This is a genomic window from Chryseobacterium sp. CY350 (assembly GCF_027945075.1).
GTDB lineage: Bacteria > Bacteroidota > Bacteroidia > Flavobacteriales > Weeksellaceae > Chryseobacterium.
On sequence record NZ_CP116034.1, the window covers coordinates 3229387 to 3248943 of the forward strand.

A 19557-nucleotide genomic window follows, 5' to 3' on the forward strand; every position below is an offset into this window, starting at 1 on the left:
TATGGAAAAAATTAACAGAATAATAGTACTTTTTTTAGTTCTATTCTCAACTTTTGTAATAGCTCAGACCCCCAGTTGCCCAACTTGTGGAACAGGAGGTACCACTCCAGGTAAACAATCTGTTCCCATAGATATGTATGTCTACATATTAGCGACCGCAGCTATTTTAATGATTGCTTATTTCGCTAAAAAATATAAGACGCAAAAAATATAAAATTTAATTAAAATATTTTAAACTCTCTGATTAATCAGAGAGTTTTTTTATTTTTACATTATGAAAAAAATATTCGTATTATCAGGAATATTGGGCGCTTTTACATTGCAGGCTCAATTTTCAGTTACCATACAATCTACAGGAGATTTTAAAGACTCTGAAGCTATATTGTACACTCTTAATGGTTCAAAAGATATTATTGTAACGAAGGAACAAAGCAAAAATAATTCCTGGACATTTAAGTATCCCAAGAGCTATTCCGGAATGATGAAGGTATATTTTCCAAATACTAATAATACGGTAAGCTTTATATCCGAGAATAAAAATGTAAATTTCAAAGTTGAAACTCAAAATAATAAGATCAAGAATGTAATCTATTTGGATGAAGCTAACGAACTGATGAATAGCAATCAGGAATATGCTCAGAAGAAAGAGCTTATTCTTCCTGCTCTGACTCAAATCAAGGAATATTACAAGGATAACACAGATTTCGGAAAGGCTCTAATTTCCGAGATGAGTAAACTGTCCGGTACAAATACGGTCGATCAGGCGAAGCATCCTTTTGTATACTATTACAATACAAACTATGCTAAATTTTTATCAGCAGATGGAACAAAGAAGGTGAGCCAGGACGAAATTGTTGACTTTTTTGACAAATCTAATGATATGCTGGAGTCTTCATCATTAATAAGACCTATTTTGGTTGCCTATCTCAATAACGGCGGCAATACCAATGTTAATGCGTCTGTTGATAAACTTTTAGATAGATTGAAGGTCGAAACACCGCGTGGTCAAACAGTTTTATCAGAATTAATTGATATTTTTGATGTCTATGAAATGACTGATTCTAAAAATAAGTATTTAACTCTGGCAAAAAACCTTAAGTGTACAATCACAGATCGCCTGGCTACGACATTGAAGGCTAATGCAAACGTTGAAATTGGCGCAACTTTTCCGAACCATAAGTTTACCGCTGCTGTGAATACAACGGCAAAATCTATTGCTGATGTAAAGGCAGATAAAAAAGTAATTGTATTCTGGTCTTCTACGTGCTCTCATTGTGAATCTGAACTTCCGCAGCTTCTGGCAAAATATAATGAACTGAAGTCTAAAAATATTCAGGTCATAGGGCTTTCATTAGACTCTGATAAAGATGCATATTCAAAAAAAATAATAGCTTTCCCATGGATCAATGATTCAGAATTAAAGGGTTGGAACAGTTCTTATTCGGATACATACAACATCCACGCGACCCCGAGCTATTTTATTTTGGATGATAACAATAAGATTATCAGTAAACCAGATCATGTAGGTGATGTTTTAACAGATTTAAATATAAAATAATTTTGGAGGATGTCAAATATTTTATATATTTGCACCACCAAAACGGCGAGGTAGCTCAGTTGGTTAGAGCGCAGGATTCATAACCCTGAGGTCACGGGTTCAATTCCCGTCTTCGCTACAAAAACCCTATTTTTTATAGGGTTTTTTCTTTTTAGATAGATTTCTAATTTATAACACGTATTTACGTACACTATCTTTTAAATTCTTTTTAGAGATGCACAATTGACATTTCTCCTCTTATCCATCCTAATGCAATATTTATCAACTGATAGAATTTGTAAGACTTCTCTTTTTCAAAATTATGTTACACAATAAGCATCGTTAGATAACTTTTGCTATTAAGATATGGCTCAAAACTTTATTAGTACTGATGATTCTACCTCAAGATTTTTAAAAAAAAAATTTTGTGAATGCTATAGTCCAAAATATCTTATTTTTCTTTGTAAAAAATAAATTCAATAATATGCTGGATTATCTAGTAGTTCTTAAAGAATAAAAACGATCGTTAGGTAAATCAGTAATGATATGTACAGGATAATATAAAAGAGTAAATCTTCTCTCAGAGATTAATGTAATTCGTTAAAATCTCAAATCATAAAGTTTTCTTAAATTATAGAAAAATAGCAATGCTTCATTTTGAAATTAGAAATATTGTTGTATTTTTACAAAGCCTTGAATGAGGGAACAAGTCAAGGTAATAAATTTTTTTTCATCATTTGTGTTTTTAGAATCGTATCGCATGATACGATTCTTTTTTTTCTATTTTTCGTAATGCACAAGCAAATCGATAAAATATGAGTATGTAACTGAACCTTCCTGTTGATTACTTTTCAAGAATACGTTGTTAGTAAAGCCAAAAAAATCATTGAGCAATCCCTGGTGTTTAAAATTGAAATCCTTTTCAAAATTTCTGTCTCTTTTCATGCCGTCAGAATAATTCTTAATCATATCTTCTACAAACTTTTCATCTTCATAGACAATAGAGTTCAAAAGACTTTTTAAAGTAAAATATTCAGTGCTGTATCGCAACTCATTGTTCGATGAATTGACCCCGATCAAATATCCCACGAAATTAGCTTCCTGTTCGCGTGCAAAACCTAACTGATGAGAACTTTCATGCGCCAAAGTAAATGGCAAGTATGACGAAGGTAAATCTGAATTATATTGAGCTTCGGCACTGAATGGATTGTAGTATCCTAAAATACCTGTAAAACTCATTACATTTTTGAACATACTTGGTTTAAATGAGCTGATCTTATTTCCTTTTTTAGCAGAAATGAAATTCGGTAGCCAAGTTTGTTGATGTAGGATTTCTTTCTGAATTATTTTAAGCTCTGATATTACAAAAACACCATTTTCATCTTCTTTCACGAGCAATCTGGTTTGCTTACATTTTTCTAAATATTTTATAGCTAAATTTTTTCTTTTTTCTAAAGTGATTTTAGTATCAGGAAGTTTTGAAATAATCGGTTTTTGAAAGTAAAGCATTCCCCAAAAAATCTGGTAAGTAAAATAAAAGATATTCAGGAAAATTAATATTTTAAGAAGTGATTCATTTCTACTCTTTTTTTTAAAACATTTAATTATAAAATAGGAAAGAAAAATTCCGAAAAAAATATATAAAATGTCTCCAACTGAAAAAGGAATCCAGGAAAATAAAAGCTCATGTATTTCTTTCTGAATCTCGAAGAAGCTTTCGAAAACAGAAATCATGAAATTCAACTTTGAAAATATAAAGAACAAAAGAATTTGGACAACTAAAATAGCTGCCCAAAATCTCTTTTTATGATATGTTTTTAATTGATTAATGTGCACCCTCAGATTCTAAAACGTCAACATTAATTCCCTGATTACTCAAAGCTTTTCTTGCCATATAAGCAAAGACAGTTATATAAGCAAAACACAATACCGGAATAATATACGAACTGTGAATTCCGATAATATCTGATAATTTTCCTTGTAATGGTGGAATAATTCCTCCTCCTAAGATCATCATAACCAAAAATGCAGATCCCTGAGCGGTATATTTTCCTAAACCTGTAATCGCCAAAGTAAAAATTGACGGCCACATTATACTACAAGCCAAACCTCCGGAAAGGAATGCGTAGATAGCGATGTTTCCTGTAGTAAGTAGTCCGATAACCATTGCAGTTACTCCAAATAACCCAAAGATGATCAAAGTTAAAGCTGGTTTATTTTTACTAATCAAAAACAAAATCACCTGAATAACGATACAAATTGCATAATAAAATAGATGCGACATATCTTTTTGAGCAATCATGTTAATTCCGATGATAACAAAAAATGCTACAAAAGGAACAATGATTGTTGCGATCATCTGCTGTTGTTTATTTAAATTGAAAACGCTGATGGCACCCGTCCATCTGCCAATCATTAAACTTCCCCAATACATTGAAATATACGGGGCAAGATCTGACGATTGATGACCTCCAAATTCCGGCAAGCTTAAGAGTTCTCCTAAATTACTTCCAATGGCAACCTCGACTCCCACGTAAGCTAAGATGGCAAGCATTCCCAAAACAAGTTGCGGATATTTCATCGCTCCCCATCCTTCAGGATTTTTCTTAGAGCTTGTATTTGCATAGACAAGACATAGAATTACAGCGAGCAAAGCTCCTCCTAAGTAGTACATTCTTTCTTTCTCTAAAGGATGTTTTACTTCCTGTAACTCTACTTTTTTACTGTCAATATTTTTTTGAATAGATTCTATTGTAGCAACATCAGTTTCAGTTTTTTTACTGTTGTCTAACACTGTGATTTCACTATTGATAACCTCGATTTTCTTCGCAGCATCAGAATTGTAACTTGCAAACACAGGTACAAAACAAAGAATAACCAAAATGGTCATAGCAATAAGGTTTTTTCTTGCTTTTCCTGCTTTTTCCATGGGTTCTGTTAAGATGCCGTCTGGTAGTTTCTTAGAAAAAAAGAATATTGCGGCAGCTATTAAGAATAATGCACCTACCGCAGTGTACAGTAGAATTACTTTATCTAAAGCTAAATGTTTAATCTGATCATCATCGACTGTAGCCGTTGTTCCGAAAAGTGCAAGCCCTACGATAATAGGACCGATGGAAGTACCAAAAGAATTGACACCACCTGCAAGATTTTGTCTGCTGGTTCCTGTTTTTGGATCACCTAATAGAACAGCAAAAGGGTTCGCGGCAGTCTGTTGAATAGAAAAACCTAAGGCTACTACAAATAAACCAATCAGCATTCCGTAATAAACATTACTTTTTACCGCAATGATCATGATGGCGGCACCAATAGCCGAAAGCAGAAGTCCGTAGACAATGCTGCGCTTATATCCCCATTTTCCTATAATATCAATACCTTTAATAGTACTTGAAATGAAGAGAAATAAGGCCCCGAGAAAATAAGCGGTATAAAATGCAAAATCGATCAGCTGCGACTGAAACTGGTCGAGAGAAAAATAGTTTTTGCAAAACGGAATAAAAATGCTGTTTCCTGCTGCAATAAACCCCCAAAAAAAGAACACCAGAATAAGGGTGTATAGTGCAGGGTAATTAGTTGGTTGATTTGTGTTAGACATATTTGTTTTTAAAAATTCTTAACAACAAATATAATTTTTTTCTTTGATTAACTGAGTTCTGTTAATGTTTTTTTTATTGTCTCAAAAGAGGATGATTTCAGATCTTTTGGGGAAACTGTGGGTTCGAGGATATCATTGAAGTAAACTTTCACTTTTCCGGGGTATCCTTTGGAGTTGTCAAAAGGAAACATTTCTTTTAAACCTATAAAAGTGAAAACTGCAATCGGCGAATGATGTTTTGACGAAAGAGTAAATGCACCGTCTTTAAAAGGATCAAGAACTACAGATGTATCATCAGGAACGCCACCTTCGGGAAAGATAACGATGCTGTTTCCTTCTTCCATTTTTTCTGCACATCTTCGGTAAACATCTGCCCGGCTTCGTGGGCTACTTCGATCTACCATTACACATATTCTTTTATATATGGTTCCGAAAATCGGAATTTTCACCAACTCAATTTTACCGACGTAGCAAAGCGGATGGTTGGGGAACAAAATACAAGGAAGCATAATATCCATAATAGATGTATGGTTTGATATGACAACGTACTGTGTGTTTTTATCGATTTTCTTATCGGTAAGATTGATGAGTTCGTATCTCATACCCATGCCGTAGAAAACTCCGTAGCACCAGATTCTTATAAAAATGTAAGCGTATTTATAAGTTTTTTTGTTTAATGAAAATAAATAAACAGGTAAACCCAATAATATTGTCAGCAGAAATGCCAAAACAACCAACCAAAATCTCCAGAGGTAATTTAAAATCTTTATCACAAATCAACCGTTAAATATTACTTTTTTCTTTACTGAATAGTTAAGAATGGAAACCAGAAGAATTGCCGCAATTTTACTGATCATTTCCGGGCTCAAGGTATAAAAAATTAAATCAATATTATCTTTAAATATAAAGCTGTAAAAGATCTGGAAGAAAAAAAGACTCAATAATGTAGAAACAAATGAAACACCCATGAAATAAATAAACTCTCTTTTTTTTGAGTGTTTTCCTCTTTCGAATACAAACCAGATGCTCAGGAAATAATTAGATAAAATTCCGCAGCTTGTAGAGAAAATATTACTTAAAGGATAGTGAATACCGTGAAAGTTCTGCTCCTTTGAAAATATCTGCGGCAGATGGGTGCTGAAAATTTTAAAACTTCCAATTTCTACAATGGCACTGAGCCCGCCGGCAATGATAAAAAACAAGACTTGTTTGTGCCGAAGCAATAGTTCTCTCATGTATTTTAGTAATGTGCAAATTTATAACTATATGTTAAACAGTGAAAAAAGTTGTTAAATTTTTTTTTCGTTTCAAAATAATTTCTAAATTTAATTTTCAGAAGAAACAAAATCAACCTGATACTAAATTCATTTTCAACTCATTTCTGTTGATGGCTTTTCTATCTTGTAGCAAGTGATTGAGACTGTTGGCTCAAACTTTACACATTAAAAAAATCAAACATTTGTATGAAATCTCAAAACAAATACAGGAAATTTCAGCTTCAGCAACAAAATATTGAAGCTTTAGAAAAAGAAAATACTCGATTTAAAAGAGTGTTCTCAGAGTACGAAAATATGTCAGAAGAACTGTGGAATTTAGAAAATAAGGAAGGAGAAGCCATTCCCGACGACTTTATCAATGCGATGGTGATGCAGACATCTTATCTCGAGGAAGAGATAGAAGACTGGCTCATACAGTTTAACCAAAATAAATCTGAAATTAAAAGCTGAGCTAAATCATTAAGAGGGTTTCCATGTCTGTTTTTAAGGGCTGTTTAAAGATTAATTCATAATTTAGCACTCTTAAAATAAGAATTTATGATTGCTATTGTTGATAGTGGTTCTACAAAAACAGACTGGGTAATTTTAGATGAATTTAAAAATGTTTTTCTAAAAGCAGAAACCATTGGCTTCAATCCCAATTTTATCAGCAGAGAACTTATTGTTCCAGAAATTGAAAAAAATACAAGCTTAGCGTCTGTAAAAAACTCTATCACCAAGATTTACTTCTATGGTTCAGGTTGCGGTGTGAAACAAAACTGCGATATCATAGAACAGGAAGTAGGAAAAGTGTTTTTTAATGCTAAAATTACGATTAGAGAAGATTTGGCAGCAGCAGCATTTGCAGCTTACAGCGGAAAACCGGCGATCGTCTGCATCATGGGTACAGGTTCCAATTCATGTTATTTCGACGGAGAAAATTTGAAAATAAAACTGCCATCACTAGGTATTCTTATCGGTGATGAAGGAAGTGGAAGTGCTATTGGTAAACAATTGGTACGAAGATTTTTTATGCAGAAACTTCCACAGGATCTTCATGATGAATTTGAAAATACCTATCATCTCACAATTGAGGAGGCGTTGAAAAATATGTATCATAACCCAAGACCCAATGCTTTTCTTGCAGATTTTAATAAATTTGTTGTCGAAAGAAAAGATCATCCTTATTTTGTTCAAATGGTTTCCGAAGAGATGAAGAATTTCTTCGAATACCAAGTTATTCCTTATGAAGAATCAAAAGAATCTGAGATCAATTTTATCGGATCAATTGCTTATTATTACGAAAATATTCTACGTTCTGTAGCTTCAGAACTTCACTTGAATGTGGGACATGTTGTACAAAAACCTATCGAAAGTTTAGTCAACTACCATATTAAATATATACTATAAAAAAGAAAAAATTCTATGTCGAATAAAACTCAACGCGACGAAAAAAATTTCAGTCAGGCCGCGCTAGATTACCATAAAGCAGAACCAAAGGGAAAAATAGAAGTTATCCCATCAAAACCTCACTCTTCACAGAGAGATTTGTCTTTGGCATATTCTCCGGGAGTTGCCGTGCCTTGCATGGAAATTCACCATCATCCGGAAACAGTTTATGATTACACAGGAAAAGGAAATTTGGTGGCAGTGATCTCAAACGGAACAGCAGTTTTAGGTTTGGGTGACATTGGTGCTGAAGCTTCGAAACCTGTAATGGAAGGGAAAGGTCTTCTGTTTAAAATTTTCGCAGACATTAATGTTTTTGATATTGAAATTGATGAGAAAGATCCTGATAAATTTATACAAATTGTAAAAGGTATTGCTCCGACTTTTGGCGGAATCAACCTTGAAGACATTAAAGCTCCTGAAGCTTTTTATATCGAACAAAAATTAAAAGAAGAGCTAGATATTCCTTTGATGCACGACGACCAACACGGAACAGCTATCATTTCTGCAGCAGCATTAATTAATTCTCTTCAGATCGCAAACAAAAAGATCGAAGAAGTGAAAATGGTAGTCAATGGAGCAGGAGCAGCAGCTGTTGCCTGTACCAATCTTTATATTTCTTTAGGTCTAAAAAGAGAAAACGTTTTGATGTGTGATAGCAAAGGCGTTATCAATCATAAGAGAGAAAATTTAACACCGGAAAAAATAGATTTTGTTGCCCAAACAGATCTGGACACTTTGGAAGATGCCGTAAAAGGTTCTGATGTTTTCATTGGCTTGTCTAAAGGAAACGTGATGACTCCTGAAATGTTAAGCAGCATGAGTGAAAACCCGATCGTTTTTGCATTAGCAAATCCGGATCCTGAGATCGCATATGACCTTGCACTTTCTACAAGAAAAGATGTGATTATGGCGACAGGAAGAAGTGATTATCCTAATCAGGTAAATAACGTTCTCGGTTTTCCTTACATTTTCCGTGGTGCTTTGGATGTTCAGGCAAAAGGAATTAATGAAGAAATGAAATTGGCTGCCGTTCATGCGATTGCTGATTTGGCGAAAGAACCAGTTCCGGAAGCTGTAATTTTAGCTTATAATGTTCAGAATTTACAGTTTGGAAGAGAATATTTTATTCCTAAACCATTTGATAATCGATTAATTACCAAAGTTTCCAGTGCTGTTGCAAAAGCTGCAATTGACAGCGGAATTGCGAGAAAAACCATCACAGATTTCGAGGAATATGAAAATCAGCTTCTTGACCGTATGGGACGAGATGAAAAGCTGGTGAGAATGATGCAGAATCGCGCCAAAGCCAATCCTAAAAGAATTACTTTGGGAAATGCCGAAGAATACAACGTTTTGAAGGCTGCACAGATTCTTTATGAAGAAGGAATTGCGTATCCGAGTCTTTTGGGAGATAAAAAATACATCAAAGAACAGATGGAGCGTTTCGGAATTACACTTGATATTCCGATTATTGATCCCAGTGATGACGACCAGAAAGAGAACAGAAAAAAATATAGAGAAACACTTTGGAAACTTCGTCAGCGAAAAGGGATGAACGAATACAAAGCAAAAAGATACGTTCGCCAGAGAGATTATTTTGGTCCGTTGATGCTGAAACACGGCGATACTGACGGATTAATCGTAGGTTTTTCTAAAAATTATACTTCAGTTTTGCGTCCTGTTCTGGAAATAATTGAAAGAGAAAAGGGAGTTGACAAAGTAGCAGCAATGATGATGATATTGTCGGAAAAGAAACCTATTTTCTTCGCAGACACATCTATTAACCAAAATCCTACTGCTGAAGATTTGGTGAACATTGCTAAAATGGCAGAGCATACTGTGAAATCTTTCGCTATCGAACCAAGAATTGCGATGTTAGGCTTTGAAAATTTTGCAGCGATTTCAGATACTTCAAAAAAGGTGGCAAAAGCGGTCAAAATCCTTCACGAAAAATTCCCGAAAATGATTGTGGATGGAGAAATTCAGCCTGATTTTGCAATGAATGCAGATCATTTAAGCGATTATCCTTTTTCCAAATTAGGAACTACTCCTGCAAACACGTTTATTTTCCCAAATCTTGAAAGTGCAAATCTTTCTTATAAAATTATCAGAGGAATGAAGGTTGCACAGGTAATCGGACCAATTTTGATGGGACTGAAACAGCCTGTTCATGTTTTACAGATGCGTTCGAGTGTTGATGAGATCGTGAATTTGGCAACTGTTGCAGTTTTAGATGCACAGAGAAGAGAAGTAAAAAAATAAGTTATAAATTTTCCACATAACAAAAAACTCCAAATCAATTTTGGAGTTTTTTGTTTTTATGCCTAATCGTTGTCTTTTCAAATACAAAAAAAGTTAAATATCATTCTTGTGTTAAATGAATTTATTACTTAGTTTAAATTACTATATTTGGAAGTTATAAAATTTAATAATGATATTTTCTTTACAAGGAATTGTTCAGGAGCTTACACCAACTTATGTGGTAATCAATGTCAATGGCGTTGGTTATTATGTTGGCATCAGTTTAATGACTTCACAAACCCTGACTTTGAATCAGGAAACAATGCTTTTTATTCAGCAAATCATCCGTGAAGATGCTAATCTTCTTTTCGGTTTTAATACGCGCTCTGAAAAAGAAATGTTTAATCTTTTAATAAGCGTTAACGGTGTCGGAGCGGTATCAGCATTGATTTTACTCTCAACCTTGAGCCTCCCGGAGATTGCTACAGCTATACTTTCCAAAAACAGTGCCGTAATACAGAAAGCAAAAGGCTTGGGTACAAAAACTGCTGAGAGAATCATCGTCGATTTGAAAGATAAAGTGCAGAAATTCGGCAGTGCAGAAGAAAATATTTCTACGTTGGCTAATAATAAAATAAAAGATGAATCGTTATCTGCATTAGAAGTTTTAGGAATTTCTAAACGGATGAGCGAGAAGATTGCCGATCGAATTATAAAGCAAGATCCCGGCATTTCTGTTGAAGAATTGGTAAAACAAATTTTAAAAAACATTTAACTTTTGGTGAAAAATAATAAGTTTCTCAAGATATATTCGTTCCTGTCATTTTTATTCTTGTCGATCAATATATTTGCGCAGGATGATCCGCAGCAGGGGTTTTCGATAAAAAAAGATTACAAGGTAACTGACCCGACTTACTACGAGGCGTACTACGATATCAAAACCGGCATGTACTATGTGTATCCTAAAATTGGGAATACAGTTGTGGGGCAGCCAACAGCGATGTCGCCAGAAGATTATAAAGAATTTATGCTTGCCCAGCAGGCGAGAGAATATTATAAAGATAAATCTGAACGCTACAATCTTTTGTTCAGAAGAGATACTTCAGAAGCTCAGCGAAAGGGTTTGATACCTTCACTTACGATCAATAACAGACTTTTTGAGAGCATTTTCGGGAGCAATAAAATAGAAATAATTCCTTCAGGATACGCTTCCTTCGATTTTGCAGGTCTATATCAAAAAATCGACAATCCTCTAATACTTCCTCAAAACAGAACAAGTTTTACATTTGATATCGATCAAAGAATTCAATTAGGTTTAATTGGAAAAGTGGGTGAAAACCTTCAGTTAAAAGCCAATTACGATACACAAAGCGGTTTTGCGTTTGAAAACAGAATGAATCTTGTCTGGCAGTCTAAAGGAACCTGGAAAGATCTTCAGACAAAAGGTTTGGGCGATGTGAATAAACCAAATGCCGGTGGTGAAGACAAAATTATAAAACGTGTAGAATTTGGTAATGTAAATATGCCACTTTCAACAAGTCTAATTCGTGGTTCGGAATCACTTTTCGGGGTGAAAACTGAGTTTCAGTTAGGCAAAACCTACGGAACAGTTGTTCTTTCGCAACAGCAAGGTGAGGCTAGAAATATTGTTGTGCAAGGTGGCGGTGTGGTGAATACATTTAAGCTGAACGCCATTGATTACGAAGACAATCAGCATTATTTTGTGGGACAGTATTTCCGTGATAAGTATGACGCTGCTTTGTTAAATTATCCTCAGATCAACTCCAGAATCAACATCAGCAGAATGGAGGTTTGGGTTTTGGATCAGGGAAATTCTAATCTTGCTTACCAGAAAAGTATTGTTGGTATCAGAGACTTGGGAGAAGGAGCTTCAGGTTTGCCAGATAATGCGCAAAACGGTTTGTATCAGGCGGTTTCTAATGCAATTGGAACTCCAAGAGAACAGGGGAAAAATTATTTACCGAATTTCCAGGGACAGTCATTTCCGGGAAGTACTTTGCCATACGAAAATGGCGAACATTTTATTCTGAATACTAAAGTAAGAAGGTTAAATTCAAACGAATTTAGCTTCCATCCGCAGTTAGGTTATATTTCATTAAATCAAAGACTGAATGATAATCAGCTTTTAGCTGTTTCTTACTCGTACACAGTCAACGGAACCAATCAGGTGTATAAAGTCGGAGAATTTTCTGAAGAAAGTCCGGTTTTGGTAACCAAAGTTTTAAAGCCGAACACAACTGTAAGTACAACATCACCAATGTGGAATTTGATGATGAAGAACATTTATGCTTTAGATGCAGGTCAGGTAGATCAGGACGGTTTTATTTTAAACATTTATTATAGAGATGCACAGACGGGAGGTAAGGTAAATTATCTTCCAAACACAAGTGTTCAGGATACCAATTTATTAAAACTATTGAATTGGGACAGGCTCAATGTAAACGGCGATTTACAGAATAACGGCGGAGTTCTGGGTGACGGAATCTTTGATTTTGTAAACGGAATAACGATAAGACCGGAATTAGGAAAACTGATTTATACCAAAGTAGAACCTTTCGGAAGTTACATGGCCAGTCTCGTAGGAAACAATCCTCAATATGTGTTTTCAGATTTGTATTCTCAGCAAAAACAGTTCGCTACATCAAGCAACCTTGCGCAGCGATATACAATGGAAGGCCGTTATAAAGGAGCTCAGGGACAAGGGATTTCTTTAGGAGCAGTGAATGTTCCTCAAGGTTCTGTAAAAGTTGCTGCAAACGGAGTACAATTGACGGAAGGTGTAGATTACACGGTCGATTATTTGCTTGGAAGTGTGACGATTATCAATGAGAATGTAAAACAGTCTGGCCAGGCGATTAATATTTCATTAGAAAACCAGCTTACATTTAATACTCAGAGAAAGAGATTTTTGGGTTTAAATTTAGAAAGAAGAGTTAGCGATAACTTTATTTTCGGTGGAACGGTTGTTAATTATTCTGAATCTCCGCTTACTCAAAAAGTAAACTACGGGCAGGAAGCCGTGAATAATACAATGGCCGGAGTGAATATGATGTACAATAATCAGCTTCCATTTCTTACAAGACTTACAGATAAAATTCCGGGAATCAATACCGAAGCACCATCCAGCTTAAACTTTAAAATGGAAGGAGCATATCTAATTCCGGGTATTAATAAAGGAACAAATGATCAGTCTTATATTGACGATTTTGAACAGACCACTTCAAAAATTTCATTAAAAGAGCCAGCAGCATGGAGTTTAGCTTCAAAACCTGAAAAAAACCAGAGTCAGCCAATTTTCAGCGGCGCTGGTGTGAATGATAATCTTACAAATGGGTACGGAAGAGGCTTGGTTTCTTGGTACAATATCGACCCTAGATTCTGGAACGTCGGAGGTAGAGCACCGGAAGGAATTACGGCTCAGTCAGTTTCCAATCACGCATCAAGAAGAGTACAGTTTTCGGAGATCTTCAACAACAGAGATTTCGTGGCGGGCGAGCAGACTTTTACCAATACTTTTGATATTTCATATTATCCTTTAGAGAAAGGTCCGTATAATGTTAATCCCAATACAGAAAGTCCGCTTCAAAGATGGGCGGGAATTATGCGACCGATTCAGGTATCCAATTTTATCAATTCAAATATTGAATATGTGGAATTTTGGATGATGGATCCTTATGCAGATGGTAATGAGGTAGGTACAGAACCAAAATTACGCTTGCAGTTAGGAAACGTGAGTGAAGATGTCTTAAAAGATGGTTTGATGCAGTATGAAAACGGATTGCCAACACCTGGGCAAGCTTCTTCAACTTCAAATTCGAATTGGGGTATACAGCCAAAACAACCACCTATTTTGTATGCGTTTTCAACGGAGGGAACAGATCGTACAATTCAGGATTCTGGGTATGATGGTTTGACCTCAGAACAGGAAGCTTTAAAATTCGGAAATACTTTTGTGAACCCTGTTCTTAATATTTCTGATCCTGCGGTTGACGATTTTGTATTTTATATGTCGGCAAGATTCACAGGAAGTCAGGCGGCTTCAATTGTTCAGAGATACAAATATTTCAGAGGGCCGGAAGGAAACTCTCAGAGTAATTCTCTGGAAGTTGCTTCACAAACTCCGGATGCAGAAGATATTAATAAAGATTATAATTTAGATCAAAATGAAAACTACAATGAATATGTAGTAAATTTAGATAAGACAAGCTTAGAAACAGGAACCGACAATTATATAGTCGACAGGAAGATCGTTACTGCTACTTTTCAAAACGGACAGACTGATGAGGTAAAATGGTACTTATTCAGAATACCTGTTTCTGATTTTAATAATCCTACAAGACCTAATCTTGGCGGAGATAAAAATGCGGCAATCCTTAACAACGTAAGATTTGCGAGATTACTAATGACAGGATTTGAGCAAACTTCTACATTGAGATTTGGTACGATGGATCTGGTAAGATCAGACTGGAGAAGATATCCTAAAAATATTGCAAAATACGGTGTAGGGAATCCTCTTGTAACTCCTGATCCTGCAACAGATGAAGGTACGATCATTGACGGGAATATTGATAATTTTGAAGTAGGGAGTGTAAACATTGAAGAAAATGCACTGAATCAGCCACCTTATGTACTTCCTCCGGGAATCGACAGACAGGTTCTGAGCGGAAATGCTGGGGCACAGAGACAAAATGAAGCGTCATTATATTTAAAGGCTGACGAGCTGGAGGCTAATGAAGCAAAAGGTGTATTTAAAAATACAACTCTGGATATGAGAAGATATAAAAAACTGAGACTTTTTGTACATGCTCAGGATCCTAATAATTCAGATTCGAACATAGGAAGAATCGATGAAAAAACAAAATTCTTCATTCGTTTCGGAAGTGATGCTACAGACAATTATTATGAATATGAATCATCATTAAAACTTACTCCTAAAACTGCGACGGCACCAATGGATATCTGGCCATTTGAAAATGAAGTTGATCTGGAGATTCAGAATTTTGTGGATGCTAAAATCAGAAGAGATAAAAATTCTCCGACTAATATCGTTGAAAGATCAGAAGATCCTGAGTTTGGTGGTGGAGATACTTTCAAGAAAATATATATCAAAGGTCGTCCAAGTTTAGGTAACGTAACGACTATTATGGTAGGTGTAAGAAATGCAGGAGCAAGAGTAGGCGCCAATATAGACAGAATTCTTTGGGTGAACGAAATCCGTCTTTCAGAAATTGAAAATGATGGAGGTTACGCAGGAAATGCCAGCTTAAATTTTAACCTGGGAGATTTTGCGGTGGTCAACACGAGCGCATCGTACACATCTGTTGGCTTTGGAAATATTGATTCTAAACCAGCTGAAAGAAACCAGGCGACACAATCTGCATTTAGTATCAATACTCAAGTGAATGTAGATAAATTTTTACCTGAAAAAACAGGGGTGAAAATTCCTGTGAACTATTCTTATTCGCAGACAATTGAAGATCCGAAATACAATCCTTTGGATACCGATGTAGAATTCAGCAAAGCTGCAAATAAAGAAGAACTGAAAAAAGTAGCAAGAACATACACTCAGCAGAGAAGTCTTGGTGTGGTAAATATGCATAAAGAAAGAGTGAAAGAAAATAGCAAGCCGCGTTTCTATGATGTAGAAAACCTTTCGCTTACCGCAGTTTACAATGATGATTTTTACAGAGATATTTATCGTAAGAGAGATTACAGACAATATTTCAGAGGTTTCTTAGATTATAATTTCACGTTCAAGCCTTGGGTGATCAAACCATTCAATAAAATGATCAGCGATACGGCTAAATCAACCAAATATCTGAAGTGGGTAAAAGAATTTAATTTTAATCCGATTCCTACAAGGTTGTCATTCAGAACAGAATTAGACAGAAATTATAACGAGCTTGAATTTAGAAATATCGATGCAATTCTAAGCGGGAATTTAGGTGATGACTTTGCAGCGCTCAAAAACAGAAACTTCTATTTTGGCTGGCAATATGGCTTAGGATTTAATTTTACTAAATCATTAAAACTTGAGATCAACTCGTTAACAAGAACTTTGAACGATAACGTAGATGTCAACACCATGGATAATTCTTCAATTTTTGGAAATATGTTCAGAGCGGGAAGACCGGTTTTGTATAATCACAGAGTACAGCTGAATTATAAACTGCCATTCCAGTTGCTTCCTTATTTAGATTTCATTGATGCAGAATTGCAGTACGGCTTCACTTATAACTGGAATGCGAGATCTACAGCGTTGAGCCAATTTATAAATCCGGAAACCAATAGAGTGCAAAGTTTGGGATCAATTGGTCAGAATACGAATATTATCCAAGCAACGGCTTCTGCAGATATTCCGAAGTTCTTTGGGCAATTCGGATATTTCAAGAGAATGGCAACTACACTTCAAAAACGTAAACAGGAGATGGATTCTCTGAACAATGCCTACACTCAGGCTTGGGATAAAAAGCGATATAAATTTAAAAGTTATAAATTCAAAAATAAACTGTCGATTTTACAGAATGCTGCATTTGTACTGACATCATTTAAGCAATTAGATGTTAATTATTCTGAGAACAACGGTACAGTTCTCCCGGGATTATTAGCTACGCCAAATGGTTACGGTTATGGTCAGACTTTAGGCGGCCCTACGTTAGGATTTCTTCTGGGATCTCAGGCAGACATCAGACGTACCGTGATAGAAAATGGCTGGGTAAGTGATTCAGATTACATGAACGATCCTTATGTCAAGATGTCGACTCGGGAACTTCGTGCCAATCTTCAGATGATGCCGGTGAATGATTTTAGAATTGATTTTAATGTTTTGCAGACTTATAACAGAAACTTTTCGCAGACAGGTTTCAATTTCAGAGACGATTCCGGGTTCTCAAATCCGAATCTTACTTTTGCAAGTGATATGATCAGTTACTCAAACTCGGTAGTTCTTGTAAATACTGCTTTCCAAAGCGGACAGGCGGTTTATGAATCAATCAGAGCAAATGCGAGAATCATTTCCCAACAACTGGGCGGTAACGTAGAAAATGACGGATTCACAGACGGAAACAGCATTTCAAATGCGTATGTTTTAATTCCTGCATTCCGTGCAGCAGTAGAAGGCAAAGGTGCAAAATCTCTTGGAAATCCGAAAAAAGCAGGTTTACCGCTTCCAAACTGGCGAATCATTTATTCAGGTCTAAAAAATATACCGATCATCAGCGGTCAGTTCAGCAAGTTTGATATTTTACACAGCTATAATGCAACATACACAGCAACAGGAATTCAATCAAGCATAGATTATTTTAACAGCAGTGAAGGAGCGAGGGACGTGAATGACGATTATATCAACCCGTACACATTCTCTCAGGTAGGCTATGTAGAAGCATTTTCACCTCTTATCGGAATTGATGTTACGATGAGAAATAATCTGCAGTTTGGTCTCCAGTACAACAGGATGAGAACATTATTGCTGGGATTGGTGAATCATACTCTTACTGAAGACTCAAATACAGAATACGTTGTGAGATTAGGGTACATCGTTAGAAACTTCAGATTAGGTAATATGACCAATGCGAGAGGCGGTAGAGCAAAAGGCAGTGATCTTAATATAAGAGGAGATTTCTCATTAAGAGACAGCCGTACAAGTATTATGAATATCTTGTTAAATGATTCTCAGATTACGGGCGGTCAGAAATTAATGAATATCAAATTGTCTGCAGATTACAACGTTTCAGAAAATTTAAATCTGAGAGTATTTTATGAGCAGATGACTTCAAAATATAAAATTTCAACAGCATTCCCACTGTCAACCATAAGGGCAGGGTTATCGGCAACCTTCACTTTTGGTGAATCAGGAGGATTTTAAAAAGATTATAGTACAATCCCTTTCTTCATTGAAAGGGATTTTTTTATTTTAAATCTTTATTTTAAATTCGGCTTACTTTTATCTTGATTAAATGAAAAAGTCACGGTTCAAAAATCGATAGTAGACAATATTTCTATCAGGAAGTATATTGAGTTTTCGGTTAAAATTTATCTTAATCAAATAATCATTTATTTTCTTTGAGCATATCTCTATTTTGAATAAATTTGTCAATATTAAATAAAAAATTAAAATGAACACACCATCAGAATTAAAGTACACTAAAGATCACGAGTGGGTAAAGATCGAAGGTAACATTGCTACGATTGGGATTACAGACTTTGCACAGGGAGAGTTGGGAGATATCGTTTACGTAGATGTAGATACTGTAGATGACGACATCAATGGAGGAGACGTTTTCGGAAGTGTAGAAGCTGTAAAAACAGTTTCAGATCTTTTCTTACCAATTTCTGGGAAAGTGATAGAATTCAACGCTGCATTAGAAGATCAGCCAGAATTGCTAAACACAGAACCTTACGGAAACGGATGGATCATCAAATTAGAGATTGCTGAAGGTGCAGATCAGTCAGAATTGCTTACTGCAGAAGAATATCAGGCAATCCTTGGATAAGATTTCAAACATATTTATGAAGATACTGCCCATTTATTGGGCATTTCTTACTTATATGCTCCTCCGTCCGGGCGTAGAAAACCATGAATATTTTTTCATGTTCGATGGTATAGACAAAGTTTTGCACCTCGGCATATTTGCGATGCTTGGTTTTGCCTTCATGGCGGCTTTCCCCAGAATCAGATTTTCTTTCTTTTTTCAGATTATCCTCATTTATGCATTCCTGACAGAAATTCTGCAGGAAGAAATGCATTTCGGCAGATCAATGGAAACACTTGACATTGTAGCCGACACCATCGGTTGTTTAATAGGATACTATATATATAAGGTATTAGTCAAAAGATTTTTCTGAGATATTACAACTTCTAGCTTGTTTCCGATTTTTTCAGGAGCTTTCTCCCGCTCTCCACTATATCTTTTCCGGGAAGCCCTACGCTTCGCTTCGTCCATCCCGAAAAAGGATGCCGTTTTGATCGGGGCTAGGGGATAGATCTTCGGATGAGCGTTTTTTTCAATTACTAAATAATCAGCCCTTCAGAAAACCAACTTTATATAATGAAGCCATTCTTTTCATCAAAAAACAGTGCTGAACATATCATCACGTCAAAACCCACCGGAGGAATTAGAAATTTTTCTATCAGATCTTCAAAGGGTTAAGTTCGGATATGAATTAAAAATGAACATTATGTTAAATATATTTGGAAGTATGGGGATAAACGTACTACTTTTGCCCCACTGAAAAACGAGAGTAGATCGGTAGCGCAGAAGCGCCTTTAGGTAGGAAGGAACAAAAAAACTCCGGTATAAATGATTTTAAATGACATAAAAATTTATTCAGATAAATTTTGTGGAATTAGAAAAAGTTTTTATCTTTGCAGTCCCGATACGGGGAGCGCAGGAGTAGAGAGGTTGAGGGTTAAGAGAAGGGTTTAGGGTTACTTAAAAAACTTTAAAATTTCTTCA

13 protein-coding genes and 1 tRNA gene are annotated in these 19557 nt (G+C 35.5%); 10 read left to right on the forward strand and 4 right to left on the reverse strand.

Translation table 11 applies throughout. The features are described 5' to 3' along the window. The first annotated feature begins 1 nt into the window (after position 1). From PGH12_RS15110 to PGH12_RS15120, 3 genes are all read left to right on the forward strand, one after another. The gene (locus PGH12_RS15110; RefSeq protein WP_267599895.1) at positions 2-214 is read left to right on the forward strand and encodes an Fjoh_0651 family PID-CTERM protein; all 213 of its coding nucleotides are present in this window, start codon (positions 2-4) and stop codon (positions 212-214) included. Between the two features lie 60 nt (positions 215-274). Next, positions 275-1558: a TlpA family protein disulfide reductase gene (locus tag PGH12_RS15115; RefSeq protein ID WP_267599896.1), complete on the forward strand. Its 1284-nt coding sequence runs from the start codon at positions 275-277 to the stop codon at positions 1556-1558. A gap of 44 nt (positions 1559-1602) precedes the next feature. Further along, positions 1603-1676, forward strand: a tRNA-Met gene (locus tag PGH12_RS15120). Positions 1677-2317: 641 nt separating this feature from the next. Here PGH12_RS15120 and PGH12_RS15125 read toward each other — a convergent pair. From PGH12_RS15125 to PGH12_RS15140, 4 genes are all read right to left on the reverse strand, one after another. Continuing rightward, entirely contained in the window at positions 2318-3271 is a 954-nt protein-coding gene (locus PGH12_RS15125; RefSeq protein WP_267599897.1) for a DUF3810 domain-containing protein, read from the reverse strand. Between the two features lie 91 nt (positions 3272-3362). Further along, the gene (locus PGH12_RS15130) at positions 3363-5132 is read right to left on the reverse strand and encodes an MFS transporter (protein WP_267599898.1); all 1770 of its coding nucleotides are present in this window, start codon (positions 5130-5132) and stop codon (positions 3363-3365) included. A gap of 47 nt (positions 5133-5179) precedes the next feature. Continuing rightward, entirely contained in the window at positions 5180-5905 is a 726-nt protein-coding gene (locus PGH12_RS15135) for a lysophospholipid acyltransferase family protein (protein WP_267599899.1), read from the reverse strand. A gap of 3 nt (positions 5906-5908) precedes the next feature. Continuing rightward, positions 5909-6367, reverse strand: coding sequence for a GtrA family protein (locus tag PGH12_RS15140; RefSeq protein WP_267599900.1), 459 nt, complete (start codon positions 6365-6367; stop codon positions 5909-5911). A 228-nt stretch (positions 6368-6595) separates the two neighbouring features. On the opposite strand from PGH12_RS15140, the gene PGH12_RS15145 reads away from it, so the two are divergent. The 7 genes from PGH12_RS15145 (at position 6596) to PGH12_RS15175 (ending at position 18946) form a co-directional block, all read left to right on the forward strand. Beyond that, positions 6596-6859: a hypothetical protein gene (locus tag PGH12_RS15145; RefSeq protein ID WP_267599901.1), complete on the forward strand. Its 264-nt coding sequence runs from the start codon at positions 6596-6598 to the stop codon at positions 6857-6859. A gap of 87 nt (positions 6860-6946) precedes the next feature. Further along, positions 6947-7798, forward strand: a complete 852-nt coding sequence (locus tag PGH12_RS15150) for a BadF/BadG/BcrA/BcrD ATPase family protein (RefSeq protein WP_267599902.1) — start codon at positions 6947-6949, stop codon at positions 7796-7798. Between the two features lie 15 nt (positions 7799-7813). Further along, entirely contained in the window at positions 7814-10102 is a 2289-nt protein-coding gene (locus tag PGH12_RS15155; protein ID WP_267599903.1) for an NADP-dependent malic enzyme, read from the forward strand. Positions 10103-10271: 169 nt separating this feature from the next. After that, the gene (gene ruvA / locus PGH12_RS15160; protein ID WP_267599904.1) at positions 10272-10856 is read left to right on the forward strand and encodes a Holliday junction branch migration protein RuvA; all 585 of its coding nucleotides are present in this window, start codon (positions 10272-10274) and stop codon (positions 10854-10856) included. Between the two features lie 6 nt (positions 10857-10862). Further along, the gene (gene sov / locus PGH12_RS15165) at positions 10863-17966 is read left to right on the forward strand and encodes a T9SS outer membrane translocon Sov/SprA (RefSeq protein ID WP_420710341.1); all 7104 of its coding nucleotides are present in this window, start codon (positions 10863-10865) and stop codon (positions 17964-17966) included. A gap of 250 nt (positions 17967-18216) precedes the next feature. Further along, the gene (gene gcvH / locus PGH12_RS15170; RefSeq protein ID WP_267599905.1) at positions 18217-18594 is read left to right on the forward strand and encodes a glycine cleavage system protein GcvH; all 378 of its coding nucleotides are present in this window, start codon (positions 18217-18219) and stop codon (positions 18592-18594) included. A gap of 16 nt (positions 18595-18610) precedes the next feature. Then, positions 18611-18946, forward strand: coding sequence for a VanZ family protein (locus tag PGH12_RS15175; protein ID WP_267599906.1), 336 nt, complete (start codon positions 18611-18613; stop codon positions 18944-18946). The last annotated feature ends 611 nt before the right edge of the window (positions 18947-19557 follow it).

What these genes read in the sequence shown, in the direction of transcription:
- PGH12_RS15110 (WP_267599895.1), top strand. Translation starts at nt 2, where the DNA reads ATGGAAAAAATTAACAGAATAATAGTACTTTTTTTAGTTCTATTCTCA.
- PGH12_RS15115 (WP_267599896.1), top strand. Translation starts at nt 275, where the DNA reads ATGAAAAAAATATTCGTATTATCAGGAATATTGGGCGCTTTTACATTG.
- PGH12_RS15125 (WP_267599897.1), bottom strand. Translation starts at nt 3,271, where the DNA reads ATGATTTCTGTTTTCGAAAGCTTCTTCGAGATTCAGAAAGAAATACAT.
- PGH12_RS15130 (WP_267599898.1), bottom strand. Translation starts at nt 5,132, where the DNA reads ATGTCTAACACAAATCAACCAACTAATTACCCTGCACTATACACCCTT.
- PGH12_RS15140 (WP_267599900.1), bottom strand. Translation starts at nt 6,367, where the DNA reads ATGAGAGAACTATTGCTTCGGCACAAACAAGTCTTGTTTTTTATCATT.
- PGH12_RS15145 (WP_267599901.1), top strand. Translation starts at nt 6,596, where the DNA reads ATGAAATCTCAAAACAAATACAGGAAATTTCAGCTTCAGCAACAAAAT.
- PGH12_RS15150 (WP_267599902.1), top strand. Translation starts at nt 6,947, where the DNA reads ATGATTGCTATTGTTGATAGTGGTTCTACAAAAACAGACTGGGTAATT.
- PGH12_RS15155 (WP_267599903.1), top strand. Translation starts at nt 7,814, where the DNA reads ATGTCGAATAAAACTCAACGCGACGAAAAAAATTTCAGTCAGGCCGCG.
- ruvA (WP_267599904.1), top strand. Translation starts at nt 10,272, where the DNA reads ATGATATTTTCTTTACAAGGAATTGTTCAGGAGCTTACACCAACTTAT.
- gcvH (WP_267599905.1), top strand. Translation starts at nt 18,217, where the DNA reads ATGAACACACCATCAGAATTAAAGTACACTAAAGATCACGAGTGGGTA.
- PGH12_RS15175 (WP_267599906.1), top strand. Translation starts at nt 18,611, where the DNA reads ATGAAGATACTGCCCATTTATTGGGCATTTCTTACTTATATGCTCCTC.